Source organism: Allobosea sp. P5_A5, assembly GCF_056400625.1.
In genome coordinates this window covers 47,121-61,093 of the sequence record NZ_JBFUKY010000008.1, presented here as the reverse complement: position 1 = coordinate 61,093, position 13,973 = coordinate 47,121, and the positions used below count along the sequence as shown (strand labels likewise).

14 protein-coding genes are annotated in these 13,973 nt (G+C 65.8%); 3 read left to right on the top strand and 11 right to left on the bottom strand.

The genetic code is table 11. From position 1 onward, the window contains the following. Positions 1-2: 2 nt before the first annotated feature. The 4 genes from ugpE to ugpB all read right to left on the bottom strand — a co-directional run bounded on the left by ugpE (position 3) and on the right by ugpB (position 4,118). On the bottom strand, positions 3-851 hold the full coding sequence (gene ugpE / locus AC1DR6_RS16190) for a sn-glycerol-3-phosphate ABC transporter permease UgpE (protein WP_476830278.1): 849 nt from the start codon (positions 849-851) through the stop codon (positions 3-5). After that, complete coding sequence (locus tag AC1DR6_RS16185; protein WP_476830277.1) at positions 851-1,600, bottom strand: creatininase family protein; 750 nt, start codon at positions 1,598-1,600, stop codon at positions 851-853. The genes ugpE and AC1DR6_RS16185 overlap by 1 nt, the downstream gene beginning before the upstream one ends. A 151-nt stretch (positions 1,601-1,751) precedes the next feature. Continuing rightward, on the bottom strand, positions 1,752-2,633 hold the full coding sequence (gene ugpA / locus AC1DR6_RS16180; RefSeq protein WP_476830276.1) for a sn-glycerol-3-phosphate ABC transporter permease UgpA: 882 nt from the start codon (positions 2,631-2,633) through the stop codon (positions 1,752-1,754). 159 nt (positions 2,634-2,792) lie between these two features. Next, positions 2,793-4,118 carry a sn-glycerol-3-phosphate ABC transporter substrate-binding protein UgpB gene (gene ugpB / locus AC1DR6_RS16175; RefSeq protein WP_476830275.1) on the bottom strand — a complete coding sequence of 442 codons (1,326 nt, stop codon included), beginning with the start codon at positions 4,116-4,118 and terminating at the stop codon, positions 2,793-2,795. A gap of 209 nt (positions 4,119-4,327) precedes the next feature. Between ugpB and AC1DR6_RS16170 the strand changes: the two genes are divergently transcribed. Continuing rightward, positions 4,328-5,506 carry a fumarylacetoacetate hydrolase family protein gene (locus AC1DR6_RS16170; RefSeq protein ID WP_476830274.1) on the top strand — a complete coding sequence of 393 codons (1,179 nt, stop codon included), beginning with the start codon at positions 4,328-4,330 and terminating at the stop codon, positions 5,504-5,506. Positions 5,507-5,598: 92 nt separating this feature from the next. Beyond that, on the top strand, positions 5,599-7,302 hold the full coding sequence (locus tag AC1DR6_RS16165; protein ID WP_476830273.1) for a hypothetical protein: 1,704 nt from the start codon (positions 5,599-5,601) through the stop codon (positions 7,300-7,302). Between the two features lie 3 nt (positions 7,303-7,305). Here the strand turns inward: AC1DR6_RS16165 and AC1DR6_RS16160 are convergent, their stop codons facing one another. After that, positions 7,306-8,202: a methylated-DNA--[protein]-cysteine S-methyltransferase gene (locus AC1DR6_RS16160; RefSeq protein ID WP_476830451.1), complete on the bottom strand. Its 897-nt coding sequence runs from the start codon at positions 8,200-8,202 to the stop codon at positions 7,306-7,308. A 194-nt stretch (positions 8,203-8,396) separates the two neighbouring features. Next, complete coding sequence (locus AC1DR6_RS16155; protein ID WP_476830272.1) at positions 8,397-8,924, bottom strand: DUF2244 domain-containing protein; 528 nt, start codon at positions 8,922-8,924, stop codon at positions 8,397-8,399. Between the two features lie 20 nt (positions 8,925-8,944). Here AC1DR6_RS16155 and nth point away from each other — a divergent pair, with 20 nt between their 5' ends. Continuing rightward, positions 8,945-9,667, top strand: a complete 723-nt coding sequence (nth, locus tag AC1DR6_RS16150) for an endonuclease III (protein WP_476830271.1) — start codon at positions 8,945-8,947, stop codon at positions 9,665-9,667. A 4-nt stretch (positions 9,668-9,671) separates the two neighbouring features. Here the strand turns inward: nth and AC1DR6_RS16145 are convergent, their stop codons facing one another. The 5 genes from AC1DR6_RS16145 to AC1DR6_RS16125 are packed head-to-tail and all read right to left on the bottom strand — an operon-like array spanning position 9,672 to position 13,973. Beyond that, positions 9,672-10,613: a 2-hydroxyacid dehydrogenase gene (locus tag AC1DR6_RS16145; protein WP_476830270.1), complete on the bottom strand. Its 942-nt coding sequence runs from the start codon at positions 10,611-10,613 to the stop codon at positions 9,672-9,674. Continuing rightward, entirely contained in the window at positions 10,610-11,935 is a 1,326-nt protein-coding gene (gene deoA / locus AC1DR6_RS16140; RefSeq protein WP_476830269.1) for a thymidine phosphorylase, read from the bottom strand. Before deoA ends, AC1DR6_RS16145 begins: the two co-directional genes overlap by 4 nt. After that, positions 11,935-12,711, bottom strand: coding sequence for a deoxyribose-phosphate aldolase (deoC, locus tag AC1DR6_RS16135; protein ID WP_476830268.1), 777 nt, complete (start codon positions 12,709-12,711; stop codon positions 11,935-11,937). The genes deoA and deoC overlap by 1 nt, the downstream gene beginning before the upstream one ends. Positions 12,712-12,713: 2 nt before the next feature. Beyond that, positions 12,714-13,526: a purine-nucleoside phosphorylase gene (locus AC1DR6_RS16130; protein ID WP_476830267.1), complete on the bottom strand. Its 813-nt coding sequence runs from the start codon at positions 13,524-13,526 to the stop codon at positions 12,714-12,716. Positions 13,527-13,562: 36 nt separating this feature from the next. Continuing rightward, a complete protein-coding gene (locus AC1DR6_RS16125) occupies positions 13,563-13,973 on the bottom strand; it encodes a cytidine deaminase (RefSeq protein WP_476830266.1) in 411 nt (136 codons plus the stop codon).

Below are 13,973 nucleotides of genomic sequence, written 5' to 3'. Positions count from 1 at the left end.
GACTACTTCTCGGTTTCTACCAGGCCCTTCACGAAGAGCCTCTGCATGGCGATGACGACGAGGACGGGCGGCAGCATCGCCAGCATGGCGGTGGCCATGGCGAGCTGCCATTCCGTCAGCGCGTCGGCGGTGACGATCATCTTCTTGATGGCGATGACGATGGTCTGCATCGAGTCCTTCGTCGTCACCAGCAGCGGCCAGAGATACTGGTTCCAGCCATAGATGAACTGGATCACGAACAGCGCCGCGATCGTCGTCATCGAGAGCGGCAGCAGCGTATCCTTGAAGAACCTGAACGGCCCGGCCCCGTCGATCTTGGAGGCTTCCAGCAATTCGTCCGGGATCGTCATGAAGAACTGCCGGAACAGCAGCGTGCCGGTCGCGGACGCGATCAGCGGAACGGCGAGCCCCTGATAAGTATCGAGCATATGCAGGTCGGAGACGACCTTGAAGGTCGGGAAGATCCGCACCTCGACCGGCAGCATCAGCGTGACGAAGATGATCCAGAACGCCGTCATGCGGAACGGAAAGCGATAATACACCACCGCATAGGCCGAGAGCACCGAGATGAAGATCTTCCCCAGCGCGATCGCCATCGCCATGATGAAGGAGTTCACCATCATCCCGATGACCGGCTCGCGCGTCGTGCCCGAGGTGCCGACGAACAGGATGCGGCTGTAGTTTTCGATAAGATAAGGGCCGGGATAGAGCGGCATCTGGCCGTTGATCACGGTGGACGCATCCCATGTCGAGGCGACGAAGGTGATCCAGACCGGAAAGGCGACGATCAGCACGCCGATCGTTAGGATGACATAGGCGATCGCGTCGCCCAGGCGGCGGTCCTCAACCATCAGCCGGCCCTTCCCATCTCACGCAGCAAGTCGGCGAGCGCATCAGCGCAGGCGTCGAGGCAGGCCTGGCCCTTGGCGAGGCTCGCCCGGCGGGCATCGCCAATGACGCCGCTTTGCGTCATCTCCTGGAACGAGCGGTGCCGCGCTACGGTCGGTCGCCCCGGCAGGCCATCGCGCGCGCCATGAGCCTCCGTAAGCCTGGCTTCGCGCACGCAGCCCGGCGCCAGCACCATCATCATCGAGGTCTCGACCTCGCAGGCGTGCTGCACGCCTGTCTGGTCCTCGAGCAAGGGCGGCAGCGCCGCCTCGGCCAGCAGGAAATACGTCGTCGCCTCGATATGCAGGCTCGTTTCGCGGGCAAAATCGGGCAGGAAGGCGGTCAGCGCGGCGATGTTGCCGCCATGGCCGTTGACGATGAGCACGCGGTGGAAGCCGTGCCGCTCGATGCTCTTCAGCAGGGAAAGCAGCACCGCGCGATAGGTCGGGATGTCAAAGGTGAAGGTGCCGCCAAAGGCCATGTGATGCTCGGCCATGCCGCACCACAAGGTCGGCGTGACCACGATGCCGATATCGCCGGCCCGTTCGGCCGCAGCCTTGCAGACGCCGCTGCACAAGATGGTGTCGACGCCGACCGGCAGATGCGGCCCGTGCTGTTCGACAGAAGCGACCGGCAGCACGACCACGGCATCCGCCGCCGCCTTCGCCCGCAGTTCTTCGGCGGTGAGGTCCATCCAGAGGACGCTGGTCATCGGCGAGATCCCCGCGTGCCGTCATGCTCGCTTTTGTGGCGAGCATCCACGTCTTGAACACGACCTTCGACCAGCGAAGACGTGGATGGTCGGGACAAGCCCGACCATGACGGGGAGGGCGCAGCTGATACGGAAGCCGGAACGGAGGCCATCAATAGCTGACCTTGCGCTCGATGAACTTGAACTGCACCGCCGTCATCGCGATCACCATCACCAGCAGCACGACGGATTGCGCCGCCGAGCCGCCGAGATCGGAGCCGCCCTTGCCGTCTGAGAACACCTTGTAGACCAGCGTCTCGGTGGCGCCGGAGGGGCCGCCGCCGGTAACGGAATCGATGATGCCGAAGGTATCAAAGAACACGTAGACGATGTTGACGGTCAGCAGGAAGAATGTCGTCGGGGACAAAAGCGGGAAGACGATCGTCCAGAACCGCCGCATCGGCTTGGCGCCGTCGATCACGGCAGCCTCGATCACGCTTTTCGGAATCGACTGGAGGCCGGCAAGGAAGAACAGGAAATTGTAGCTGATCTGCTTCCACGTCGCGGCCAGGATCACCAGCAACATCGCATCATTGCCGTTGAGGCGAGGGTTCCAGGCGATGCCGAGAGACTGCAGCCCGCGCGCCAGCATGCCGAGCGACGGATCGAACATGAACAGCCAGAGCACGCCGGCGATGGCGGGCGCCACCGCATAAGGCCAGATCAGCAGGGTCTTGTAGATTTCGGCGCCGCGGATCTGCCGGTCCGCCATCACCGCGAAGAGCAGCGCGATCGAGAGCGACAGCACGCAGACGAAGGTCGAGAAGATCGCGGTGTTGATGAAGGCCTTGAGATAGCCGGGGTCCGAGAACAGGTGCTGGTAGTTCTCGAACCAGACGAACTCGGTCGAGGTGCCGAAAGCATCCTGCAGCAGGAAGCTCTGCCACACCGCCTGCGTCGCCGGCCAGTAGAAGAACACGACGGTGATCGCCAGCTGCGGCAAAAGCAGCAGCAGCGGGATCGTCAGCCCTCTGAAATACGCGTTCTTCTGCATGGGTCTATCACGTTAAGGGTGTCATTCCGGGGCTTCGCGTCGCGAAGAACCCGGAACCCACGACTGGGTGAGAGTTGTCAGCGGAGCAGTCCGAAGGACCTACCCCGTCGTGGGTTCCGGGTTCGGCCCTTTCGGGCCGCCCCGGAATGACAGGAGGGTTCACCGCGCCGCGGTGCGCTCGAACTGGCGCAGCATCTGATTGCCGCGCTCGGCTGCTGCGTCCAACGCCGCCTGTGGCGACTTCTGGCCGTTCAGCGTCGCTTCCAGCTCTTCCGACCAGATGTCGCGGATCTGCACGAGGCTGCCATAGCGCAGGCCCTTCGAGTTGTCCGTCGGCGTCTTGTTGGTCAGCTCCAGGATCGGCGTCTCGAGATAGGGCTTGTCCTTGTAGAAGCCGGACGCCTTGACCTTCTCATACGCCGCCTTGGTGATCGGCAGATAGCCCGACTCGGTGTGGAGCTTGGCCTGCCGGTCGACGTCCGAGATGAAGGTGAAGAACTTCGCTACACCTTTGTATTCCTCGGCCTTCTTGCCGCCCATCACCCACAGCGAGGCGCCGCCGATGATCGAGTTCTGCGGCGCGCCCTGCACATCCGGATAATACGGCATCGCCGCATTGCCCCAGGCGAACTTCGCGTTCGCGACGACGTTGCCGTAGAAGCCCGACGAGGTCAGGAAGATCGGGCATTCGCCCGAGGTGAAGCGGCCTTCGCCATTGTTGGTGCGGCCGGAATAGTCATAAGTCTTGTCCTTCTGCAGCTCGACCAGATTGGTCCAGTGCTTGAGGAAGGCCGGGCTCTTGTTGAAGTTCAGCACGGCGTCGAAGCCCGACATGCCGTTGACCTTGGTCGAGAGCGCGATGTTGTGCCAGGCGCCGAACTGCTCGATGTTCGCCCAGGTCGCCCAGGCATTCGAGAAGCCGCATTTGTCGTAGCCGGCCGCCTTCAGCTTCTTGGCGTTGTCGAACACCTCCGGCCAGGTCTTCGGCGGCTTCTCGGGGTCGAGGCCCGCCTTCTTGAAGGCGTCCTTGTTGTACCACATCACCATCGAGGAGGAGTTGAACGGGAAGGACAGCATGTCGCCCTTCGCGGTCGAATAATAGCCGGTGATCGCCGGGAGATAGGCGCTGGCGTCGAACTTTTCGCCGGCTTCCTTCATCAGTTCGTAGACCGGCTTGATCGCGCCCTTGGCCGACATCATCGTGCCGGTGCCGACCTCGAAGACCTGTAGGATGTGCGGCGCCTGGCCGGCGCGGAAGGCGGCGATGCCGGCGTTCAACGCGTCGGGATAGGAGCCCTTGTAGACCGGGACGACCTTGTAGTCCTTCTGCGAGGCGTTGAAGTCGTCCGCGAGCTTCACCACGACGTCGTTATTGGCGCCGGTCAGCGCATGCCACCACTGGATTTCGGTCTGGGCGAAAGCAGGCGTTGCACCCGCCAGCGCGAACGCTGCCGCCGTCATCAGGATACGGGTCTGGATCGTCATGAATGTCATCTCCCTTCCGCGGGCTCGCGTCCACGCGGTTCTTGTTGTTGGTGTGCAAGCTAGCATGAAGCCCGGGCGACAGTTCAATGACAAATCCATGACGGTTCCCGCAATCCTCCTATCGTCGTGAACGGGGTTGCGCATTTCAGGCGAACCGGTTGTTCTCCGTTTCCCGGGGCTTCGGTGCCCCGCCTGCCCGGATCTCGTCGATGCCCGCTTTCATGCTTTCGCCCGGCGCCACCCTGCCGAAGGATGCCGCCGCCGCTGTGCTGCTCGGCCGTGTCTGGCGGCCGGATCATGGCGGTCCCGCCGTCGTGACGCTGCGCGGCAACGATCTCGTCGATGTCACCGCGAGCTTCCCGACGAGCCGCGATCTTTGCGAAGAGACCGACCCGGCCAGGTCTTTGGCAGCCGCGAAAGGCGAAATCGTCGGATCGCTCGCCGATATCCTGGCCAACACCCCCATCGATGCCCGCGACGTTTCGAAACCCTGGTTACTTTCGCCGCTCGATCTGCAGGCGGTAAAGGCGGCCGGCGTTACCTTCGCGGTCTCGATGCTGGAGCGCGTCATCGAGGAGAAGGCGCGCGGCAACCCGGCCGCTGCGGTCGCGATCCGTGAGGAGATCGGCAAGCTTATCGGTGACGATCTCTCGAAGCTGAAGCCGGGCTCGCCCGAGGCGATGCATCTCAAGGAGGTGCTGATCGCGCAAGGCGCCTGGAGCCAGTATCTCGAGGTCGGCATCGGCCCCGACGCCGAGATATTCACCAAGGCCCCGGCGATGTCGACGGTCGGCAGCGGCTTCGATGCCGGTCTGCATCCGTCCTCGAGCTGGAACAACCCCGAGCCCGAAATCGTGCTCGTAGTCGCCTCGTCGGGCACGATCATCGGCGCCACGCTCGGCAACGACGTCAACCTACGCGATGTCGAGGGCCGCTCCGCCCTGCTGCTCGGCAAGGCCAAGGACAACAATGCGGCGGCCGCGGTAGGGCCTTTCATCCGCCTTTTCGACGATGCTTTCACGCTTGATCATATCCGCCAGACGACGGTGACGCTGACGGTCGAAGGCGAGGACGGCTTCACACTGGAAGGCTCGTCCTCGATCGCCAGGATCAGCCGCGACCCGGCCGATCTCGCAGCCCAGATGATCGGCCCGCATCACCAGTATCCGGACGGGGCGGCGCTCTATCTCGGCACCATGTTCGCGCCGATCAAGGATCGCGATGCGCCGGGCGGCGGCTTCACCCACAAATACGGCGACATCGTCACCATCGCCGCGCCGGAACTCGGCAGCCTCGTCAACCGGATGAAGCGCACCGACGCATGCGAGCCCTGGACCTACGGCGCCTCGCATCTGATGCGCCATCTGGCGAAGCGGGGCGTGCTCTGACGCAGGCTCCATCACGGCGGATTTTGCCAGCCGCGTCAGCCAGTTGGTAAGTTTTCTCTGCCAGAACGGGCGCTCGAACAGGAGCGCCCGCATTGGCGATTGGCGAGATCAGCACGGGACGGCCGAGGCTTGGGCGCAGCCTCGTCTGGCGCCGGGTGGGCAATCCCTATCTCTGGATCGTTGCATTCGCGCTGGCGGCGGCGGTGGCGCTGAGCCTGCCCTTGCGCCTGCCACTCGGGCCCAACGCCTGGGATACGGTGGTCTATCTCGACGCGATCCAGCGTATTCGGGTCGGTCAGGCGCCGGGTCTCGATTTCTTCGCCCCGGTCGGCCCGCTGGGCTATTACCTTGCCGCAGGACTGGACCGGTTGTTCCCCAAGGCGCAGCCGATGCTGCTGGCTAACTGGGCACTCCTGCCGGTCCTGCTGCCGCTCCTCGCGCTGCTGATGAGCGATCTGGCGCCGCGCCGCCGTTCGCAGGCCTTGGCATTGCTGCTGCCGTTCCTGCTCTTCGCGGCGCTGCCGATCAATCTGCACTCGCTTTACCCCTCGCCGGGTTTCGACGGCTACGGGCATTACAACCGGCATGTGGCGCTGTTGCTGTATCTGCTGGTCGCGACGCTGCTGTTCGTCGAGCGGCGGCGCCTGCGGGTCGGGCTGGTCGCGGCGCTCATGCTGGCGCTGTTCCTGGTCAAGATCACCGGCGCGGTCACCGGCACCCTGCTCGTCGGCTATGCATTGGCGGTCGGCCGCATGCGCCTTGCCGATGTCGCAGCGGCCGCGGCGCTCACCATTCTGGCGCTGGGCGGCATCGAGGTCTCGACGGGCCTGGTCTCGGCTTATGTCTCGGACATCTTCGAGCTGCTCGCGCTCAACACCGACGACCTGCTGCCGCGCTTCCTGACCGTCGCGTCCGTCAAGTTCAACGTCATCGGAGCGCTGGCGGCTTTGCTCGCGGTGCTGGGCTACGCCGCTTGGCGCGAGGGCCTGCCGCGCACGCGCTCAGGCTGGCAGTTGCTGGCCGACGGCCCGATCGGCTGGCTTGCCATCGCCTCCCTGGCCCTGGCCTTTTTCGAGACGCAGAACAGCGGCTCGCTGGAATTCATCGGCATCTGGCCGATCGTTCTGCTGTTGCTGGCGCAGTGGTGGACCCGCACCGACGATCGCCTGCGCCCGGTCGTATTGGTGCTGCTGATGGCGGCGGTGTTGCCGTCTCTGGTGATTTATATCGAGCGCAGCGCCCGCGTGCTGTTGGCGGCGCCGACCTATACCAAACTAGACCTGCCCGAACTCGGCACGCTCGGCCATGTCAGCGTCAAGGCCGAGATCGCACAGCGCGCGGCGCGGATGCTCGATCATTACGCCGCACAGCAGGCCGGCTATCGCGACCTCGTCTCCCACGGCCTGATGGCGTCCCACATTCTCTATTCGGAGATCGACTATCAGGCGACGTGGCTGCTTGAGGTGCAGCAGGCCGTGCGCGCGATCGATCTTTGGGAAACCCGGAATCGCCGCCGGCTCAACGGCTTCTTAACGCTCGATTTCGTCGATCCGATGAATTGGCTGCTCGACCGGAAGCCGGCCCGCGACGTGCCCATCGGCGCCGATCCGGAGCGCAGCACGCCCGCGCTCGAGAGCGACACGCTGAGCGAACTGGCTACAACGGACGCGATCCTGGTGCCCAAATGTCCGCCGACGCCGAACCGCGAAGCCTTGCGGCGGCATTTCGCCGGGGCGCTGATCGACCGCGACCCGGTCGCGCTGGCGCCGTGCTGGGACATGTATCTGCGCAGATAGGTCTCAGCCGGCGGCGGTCTGCCCGGCTTCCCAGCCGAGAATGGCGCGCTTGCGCGTCAGCCCCCAATGGTAGCCGGTGAGCGCGCCAGACTTCCCGATGACCCGGTGGCACGGCACGACGAAGGAGATCGGGTTCTTGCCGACAGCCATGCCGACAGCCCGCGCCGCGCTTGGTTTGCCGATCCGCTGGGCGACGTCGCCATAGGTGGTGGCCCTGCCAACGGGAATCCGCAGCAGCGTCTCCCAGACGCGGACTTCGAAATCCGTGCCGATCAGCACGACGCGCAACGGCGTCTCGGCCGCCCAGGCCTTGGGGTCGAAGATGCGCGCGGCATAGGGCGCCGTCAGCGCCGGATCGTAATGATAATCGGCGTGCGGCCAGCGGCACATCATGTCGGCCAGCGCCTCCGCCCGGCCGCCGACGACCTTGCCGCCATCGACGCTGGTCGAAACCCAGCCGAGGCCGGCAAGCCCGCGCTCGGTGATGACCACCAGCGATTCCCCAAAAGGCGAGCCGTGGAAGCCATAGGAGAGCCTCAAGCCTCCGCCGCCGGTCTTCCATTCGCCCGGCGACATCGCTTCATGGGTGACGAAGAGGTCGTGCAGCCGCCCTGGCCCGGACAAGCCCACCTCCAGCGCGGTATCGAGAAGACTGGCGGAGGACGCGAGCAGCCCCTTGGCATGGTCGAGCGTGATCGCCTGCAGGAAGGCTTTCGGAGTCAGTCCGCACCAGCGTCGGAAAAGGTGATGCACGTCGGTCGGCGTCGCGCCGGCCGCTTCCGCGATCGCCTCGATCGTCGGCTGTTCGCGCCAGTTATGCGTGATGAAGGCCAGGATGCGCCGCACCGTGTCATAGTCGGAGCCCGGCAATGCGCTCGGGAAATCCGCCTCGCTCGGCATCGCATCGGTCGCGCGCGCCAGCACGGCATTGGAGAAGCGCGTCGGGGTCATCGCCGTTTTCATCGAGGCGGTCGTCTTCATCTGAGCAAGCAGGGTCATTGGGTTGAACCTCGCAACCTGGATCGTGCTGCGAGGTTAGGGCGGCGACCATGCCGCGCCCACCCGAAAGCTGGCAAGCAAGATCCGGCCAGACCTCAGGAATGCCCGTAATCCGGCCCGCGTCGCGCCGCCGCCAGGGCCGAACCGAGCGCATCGGCGAAGCCCGCCCGCTCCGCCGGTGACAGCGCCCCGGCGACCGTGACGCTCTGCCCGCGCGACACCAGTTTCAGCCCGAGCAGGCCGTAATCCGGATCGGTCTGACGCTCCAACCGTGTCCAGGTTGGGCTGAACCGCCAGACGGCTTCCCGTCCATGATGCGACACCTTGCGCAGAAGAATTTCGAGCGGCGTCACGACGATTCGCTCGAAGGCGCGGGCATGGCGGAAATTGACGTGGAAGGCGATGAACAGCGCCAGCACGTCGAGCCCGAAGAACCCCGCAACAGGCCAGGCACCGAGAACGACGAACGGGACCGACGAGACAACGCTCGACAGGCACACCAATGCCATCACGATCCGGAAGCCGTTCTGCCCCAGCGAGCGGTGCGGCGTGATCGTGGCGTCGAAGACCGGGCGTGACGCAGGGTCGCCGCTGCCCTCGTCGAGGCTCTTGCCGAGGTTCATGGGCGCATTATAACGCCGGGATGGACCAGCAGAACAGGCCTCCGCGCAAGGCCGCGCCCGCGAAAAACATCACATTGCCGCGCGCCGCGAAATCATCCATGCGTGCCCGCAAACCGGCCGAAATCCGCGAAATCTTCGAGCGCTTCCGCGCCGTCGATCCCGAGCCCAAGGGCGAGCTGGAATCGGTGAATGCCTTTACGCTGCTTGTTGCCGTCGTGCTCTCCGCGCAGGCGACCGATGCCGGCGTCAACAAGGCGACGCGGCCGCTCTTCGCGGTCGCCGACACGCCGCAGAAGATGCTCGCGCTCGGCGAGGACAAGGTCCGCGACTATGTCAGGACGATCGGCCTGTTTCGGACCAAGGCGAAGAACGTCGTCGCCCTCAGCGAAAAGCTGATCGCGGAATTCGGCGGCGAGGTCCCGGCCACGCGCGAAGCGCTGGAGAGCCTGCCTGGCGTCGGCCGCAAGACGGCGAATGTCGTGCTCAACATCGCCTTCGGCGAGATCACCCATGCGGTCGATACCCACGTCTTCAGGGTCTCGAACCGCCTGCGGATCGCGCCCGGCAAGAATGTGCTGCAGGTCGAGCTCGGCCTGGAGAAGGCAGTGCCGGCCGAGTTCGGCCACCACGCTCATCACTGGCTCATCCTGCACGGCCGCTACACCTGCAAGGCGCTGCGCCCCGAATGCGGCCGTTGCATCCTGAACGATATCTGCGATTCGCCCGACAAGCGGGTGGCCTGAGCCCTCAATAGCCTCGCGCCGGATCGACCGCATGGTGCAACGGCTCGCCGGCTTCCAGCCGCCGGATCTGCGCGGCGATGAGCGTGGCGATCGCTTCCGGCTCCGACATCGCGGCGTTGTGCGGGGTCACGGTCACGGCCGGATGACTCCAGAGGGTGGATTCAACCGGCAGCGGCTCGGTCTCGAAGACATCCAGCGTGGCGCCCTTGAGCGTGCCCGCGTCGAGCGCCGCCAGGATATCGCTCTCGACCTGCAGGCCGCCGCGTCCGGCATTGATCAGGAAGGGCCCCAGCCGCCCGTCCTTCGCCAGCGCTCCGATCAGCTCGGCATTGATCATTCCGCGCGTCTCAGGCGTCAATGGCAGAAGGCTGACGAGGATGTCGGTGCGAGCCAGGAAATCCTTCATTCCGTCTTCGCCGGAAAAGGTCGTCAGCCCCTCGACCGCCTTGGCGGAGCGGCTCCAGCCGGCGACGGTGAAGCCGATCGCCTGCAGCTTGCGCGCCGCGTCGAGCCCGAGTTCGCCCAGCCCCATGATGCCAACGCGCAGAGAGCGCGCGGCCGGCTGATGCCGATCGTCTTCCCACGCCTTCGCCTGCTGCTGGCGCATGTAGCGGTGCTGCTGCCGCAGATACATCAGGCAATGCAGCACGACATATTCGCTCATCCGCGTGGTCAGATCCGGATCGACCACGCGCGCGATCGGCGCATCCGGCAGCTTCTCGTCGGCAAAGAGGAAATCGACGCCGGCGCCGAGCGAGAAGATCGCGGCGAGGTTCGGCAAGCCGGTCAGGCTGCCCGGCGGATGTTTCCAGCTCGCGACATAGTGCACGGCGCGGCGATCGAAGGGTTCGCCGAGCACGACGATCGGCATCTCCGGCAGCAGCGCCTGGAAGCGCGCCCGCCAATCCTCGATATGCCAGCCCTGCATGGCCAGAAGCAGACTCATGCGCGTGTTCTTTCCGTGATCCGTGCGGCGATCAATTCGCCGCGTTCGCCAGCTTCCCCGATCCGATAGGCCTCGCGCAAGCGCGCGCTCGCTGCGGCATGGTCGACCTCGCTGCGGGCATGAATGATCGCCAGCGGGCGGTCGGGCCCGATCTCCATGCCGATCTCGGCCATCTCCGTTAGTCCGACGGCCGGGTCGATACGGTCCTGCGGGCGCAGCCTTCCGCCGCCGAGCGCAACGACGGCCAGACCGACCGCGCGCGTATCGATGGCGGTGACAGCGCCAGAGCGGCCGGCATGGACCGGCTTTACGACCGGCGCGCGCGCCAGATGCTGCTCTGGCCGTTCCAGCAGGTCTGCCGGCCCGCCGAGCGCGACGACCATCCGGGCAAAGCGCTCGGCCGCAGCGCCTGATGCGAAGGCCTGCTCGATCCGCAGGCGCGCCTCGTCGAGATTCGCCGCCAACCGGCCCAGCACCAGCATCTCGGCACCGAGCGCCACGGTGACCTCATGGAAACGCGGTTCGCGCCGCCGCCCTGTCAGATGATCGAGCGCATAGGCGACCTCGAGCGCATTGCCGGCCACACTCGCCAGCGGTTCGTTCATGTCGGTCAGCAACGCGGTCGTCGGCAGCCCGGCATCATTGGCGACGCCGACCAGTGCCTGCGCCAGAGCCTGCGCCTTGCCATAATCCGGCAGGAAGGCGCCGGAGCCGAATTTGACGTCCATGGCGAGGCCGTGCAGGCCGGCGGCAAGCTTCTTCGACAGGATCGAGGAGACTAGCAAGGGGATCGTCTCGACCGTCGCCGTGACATCCCGGATGGCATAGAGCCGCTTGTCGGCGGGGGCGAGATCGGCGGTCTGGCCGATGATCGCGCAGCCTGTTTCGCCCACCACCTTGCGAAAGAGGTCGATGTCCGGCTGCGTGACATAGCCCGGCACGGCGTCGAGCTTGTCGAGTGTGCCACCGGTATGACCCAAGCCGCGCCCCGAAATCATCGGCACATAGCCGCCGCATCCAGCAACGGCTGCTGCCAGCGGCAGGCTCACGGTGTCGCCGACGCCGCCTGTCGAGTGCTTGTCGAGCGCAGGACCCGGCAGGTCGTCCCAGCGCAGTACGGTGCCGGAATCGCGCATGGCGAGTGTCAGCGCCACCCGCTCCTTCTCGGTCATGTCGTTGAAATAGACCGCCATGGCGAAGGCCGCCGCCTGGCCCTCGCTGACCGAACCATCGGTCAGCCCGGCAATGATCTGGCGGATATCGGCGTCGGGCAGCTCGTGACTGTCACGCTTGGCCGCAATGATCTCCTGCGTCAGTCGCATCAGTAGTGCTCCGGGCGAGTGGGCTGCGCGCCGCCTTCGATCGTTGCAACAAGCGCGCCGTAAAGCCCGCTGGCGCCGAAGCGGAACGTCGCGGGCGTCGCCCAGTCCGGTCCCATGATCGCATCAGCAAGATCGAGATAGCTCGTCGCGTCGGCAAGCGTCCGGATGCCGCCCGAGGGTTTCAGCCCGACCGGGCGCCCTGCGGCGGCGATCACCCCCAACATGGTGCGGGCGGCGGGAATGCTGGCGGCCTGCGCGGTCTTGCCCGTGGATGTCTTGATGAAATCCGCGCCCGCCGCGATGGCGAGTTCGGAGGCTACCCTGACGCTGTCGAGCTCGGGATATTCGCCCGTTTCCAGAATGACCTTCAGCAGCTTGGCACCACAACAGCCCTTGACCTCGCGCACCATCGCAGACGCCATGGCCTCATCGCCGGCAAGAAAAGCGCGCCAAGGCAGGACAAGGTCGATCTCGTCGGCGCCGGCCTTGAGCGCCTGCTCGGTTTCGAGAACGACCGGAGCAAGGGCGGTTTCTCCGGCTGGAAAATTGACGACTGTCGCGACCCGGACGGCGCTGTTTTCACCCAGCGCCGCACGCGCGGTGGCGACGAAGCGCGGCCACAGGCAGATGGCGGCGACGGGGACGGGGCTGGTCGTCGCGCGGTGGCAAAGGTCCCGCGCCCCGGCCTCGGTCGCGTCCTCCGCGAGATCCGTCAGGTCGAGCAGGCCCAGCGCCCGCCTGGCGAGCGCCGTGTCGGACAGGGTGGCATCGGGCATCGTCAAAGCTCCGAAAGGAACGCGTGCAGCAGCTTGCGCAGGGAACGCGACGCCATGCCCGCGACGTCGCGCGTCTCGCTGTGATGCGGCGCGCCGCCATGCAGGCCGGCCCCCATATTGGTCACGACCGAGATCGCCGCGACGCGGATGTCGTGCCGTCGCGCCAGGATCACCTCCGGCACTGTCGACATGCCGACGAGATCGGCGCCGAGGGCCTTCGCCATCCGGATTTCCGCAGGCGTTTCGAAGCTCGGCCCGGTGAACCACAGATAGACGCCCTCGCCGAGCGGTACCGCTGCGCTGGCGGCCGCGCGCGTCAAGCAGCTACGCAGAAGCGGATCATAGGCGTCGACCATCGGCACAAAGCGCCCGTCGCCGGTGTCGCCGATCAGCGGGTTCGGCCCGTTCAGATTGATGTGGTCGGTGATCAGGGCGAGGCTTCCAGGCCCCATCTCCGGCACCAGCGAGCCGGCTGCATTCGTCAGGATCAACGGCGGCGAGCCGAACGCGGTCAGAATGCCGAGCGGCACGCGCATCACGGCGGCATCGCCGCCTTCGTAGAAATGCGCCCGGCCCTGATAGATCAACACCTTGCGGCCGAACAGCGTGCCGTAGCAGAGCTGCCGGGCATGACCGGTAACCTCGCCTTGCGGGAAGCCGGGCAAGGCGGAATAGGAAATGGTGATCGGGTTCTCGACGTCCTCGACGACTCCGCCGAGCCCGGTGCCCAGCACCAGCGCGCAGTCGATCGGCCCCTCGACCCCGTGGGCTTGCAGGGCGGACACCGCCGCATCGAAGGCCGGATCACCCGCCATCACGTCTTCTCTCCAAAAAAGCAGGTCGTCCGCAAATCAGCGCGGCAAATTGGCGGGTCCAAACGAGACTGGCAACAGTGCGTCCAGCGTGAAGCGGGCGCGGATGCCGTCCGGTCCCGCGATCGCGACCGGCGTCTCGGGCGCGGAGAATTCGCGGATGCGCTGGCGGCAGGCGCCGCAGGGCGTCACCAGCTCCGCCCCGTCCCCGTAGACGAGCACAGCGCGGATTTCGCGTGCGCCGGTCGCGATCATCGCCGCGATGGCCCCCGCCTCCGCGCAATTGCCCACCGGGTAGGCCGCGTTCTCGACATTGCAGCCGGCATGGATCGTGCCGTCTTCGGAGAGGATCGCCGCGCCGACCTTGAAGCGCGAATAGGGCGCGTAGGCCTGGGCCTGGACACGGGCGGCAGCTTCAAACAAGGCCTCGAAGTCGGGCTCGGAGGCCAT

Coding starts and splice junctions, on each gene's coding strand:
- AC1DR6_RS16145 (WP_476830270.1), bottom strand. CDS start 10,613: ATGAGTCTGCTTCTGGCCATGCAGGGCTGGCATATCGAGGATTGGCGG.
- ugpB (WP_476830275.1), bottom strand. CDS start 4,118: ATGACGATCCAGACCCGTATCCTGATGACGGCGGCAGCGTTCGCGCTG.
- nth (WP_476830271.1), top strand. CDS start 8,945: ATGGACCAGCAGAACAGGCCTCCGCGCAAGGCCGCGCCCGCGAAAAAC.
- AC1DR6_RS16130 (WP_476830267.1), bottom strand. CDS start 13,526: ATGGCGGGTGATCCGGCCTTCGATGCGGCGGTGTCCGCCCTGCAAGCC.
- AC1DR6_RS16125 (WP_476830266.1), bottom strand. CDS start 13,973: ATGGCCTCCGAGCCCGACTTCGAGGCCTTGTTTGAAGCTGCCGCCCGT.
- ugpE (WP_476830278.1), bottom strand. CDS start 851: ATGGTTGAGGACCGCCGCCTGGGCGACGCGATCGCCTATGTCATCCTA.
- AC1DR6_RS16185 (WP_476830277.1), bottom strand. CDS start 1,600: ATGACCAGCGTCCTCTGGATGGACCTCACCGCCGAAGAACTGCGGGCG.
- deoA (WP_476830269.1), bottom strand. CDS start 11,935: ATGCGACTGACGCAGGAGATCATTGCGGCCAAGCGTGACAGTCACGAG.
- deoC (WP_476830268.1), bottom strand. CDS start 12,711: ATGCCCGATGCCACCCTGTCCGACACGGCGCTCGCCAGGCGGGCGCTG.
- AC1DR6_RS16160 (WP_476830451.1), bottom strand. CDS start 8,202: ATGCCGAGCGAGGCGGATTTCCCGAGCGCATTGCCGGGCTCCGACTAT.
- ugpA (WP_476830276.1), bottom strand. CDS start 2,633: ATGCAGAAGAACGCGTATTTCAGAGGGCTGACGATCCCGCTGCTGCTG.
- AC1DR6_RS16155 (WP_476830272.1), bottom strand. CDS start 8,924: ATGAACCTCGGCAAGAGCCTCGACGAGGGCAGCGGCGACCCTGCGTCA.
- AC1DR6_RS16170 (WP_476830274.1), top strand. CDS start 4,328: ATGCCCGCTTTCATGCTTTCGCCCGGCGCCACCCTGCCGAAGGATGCC.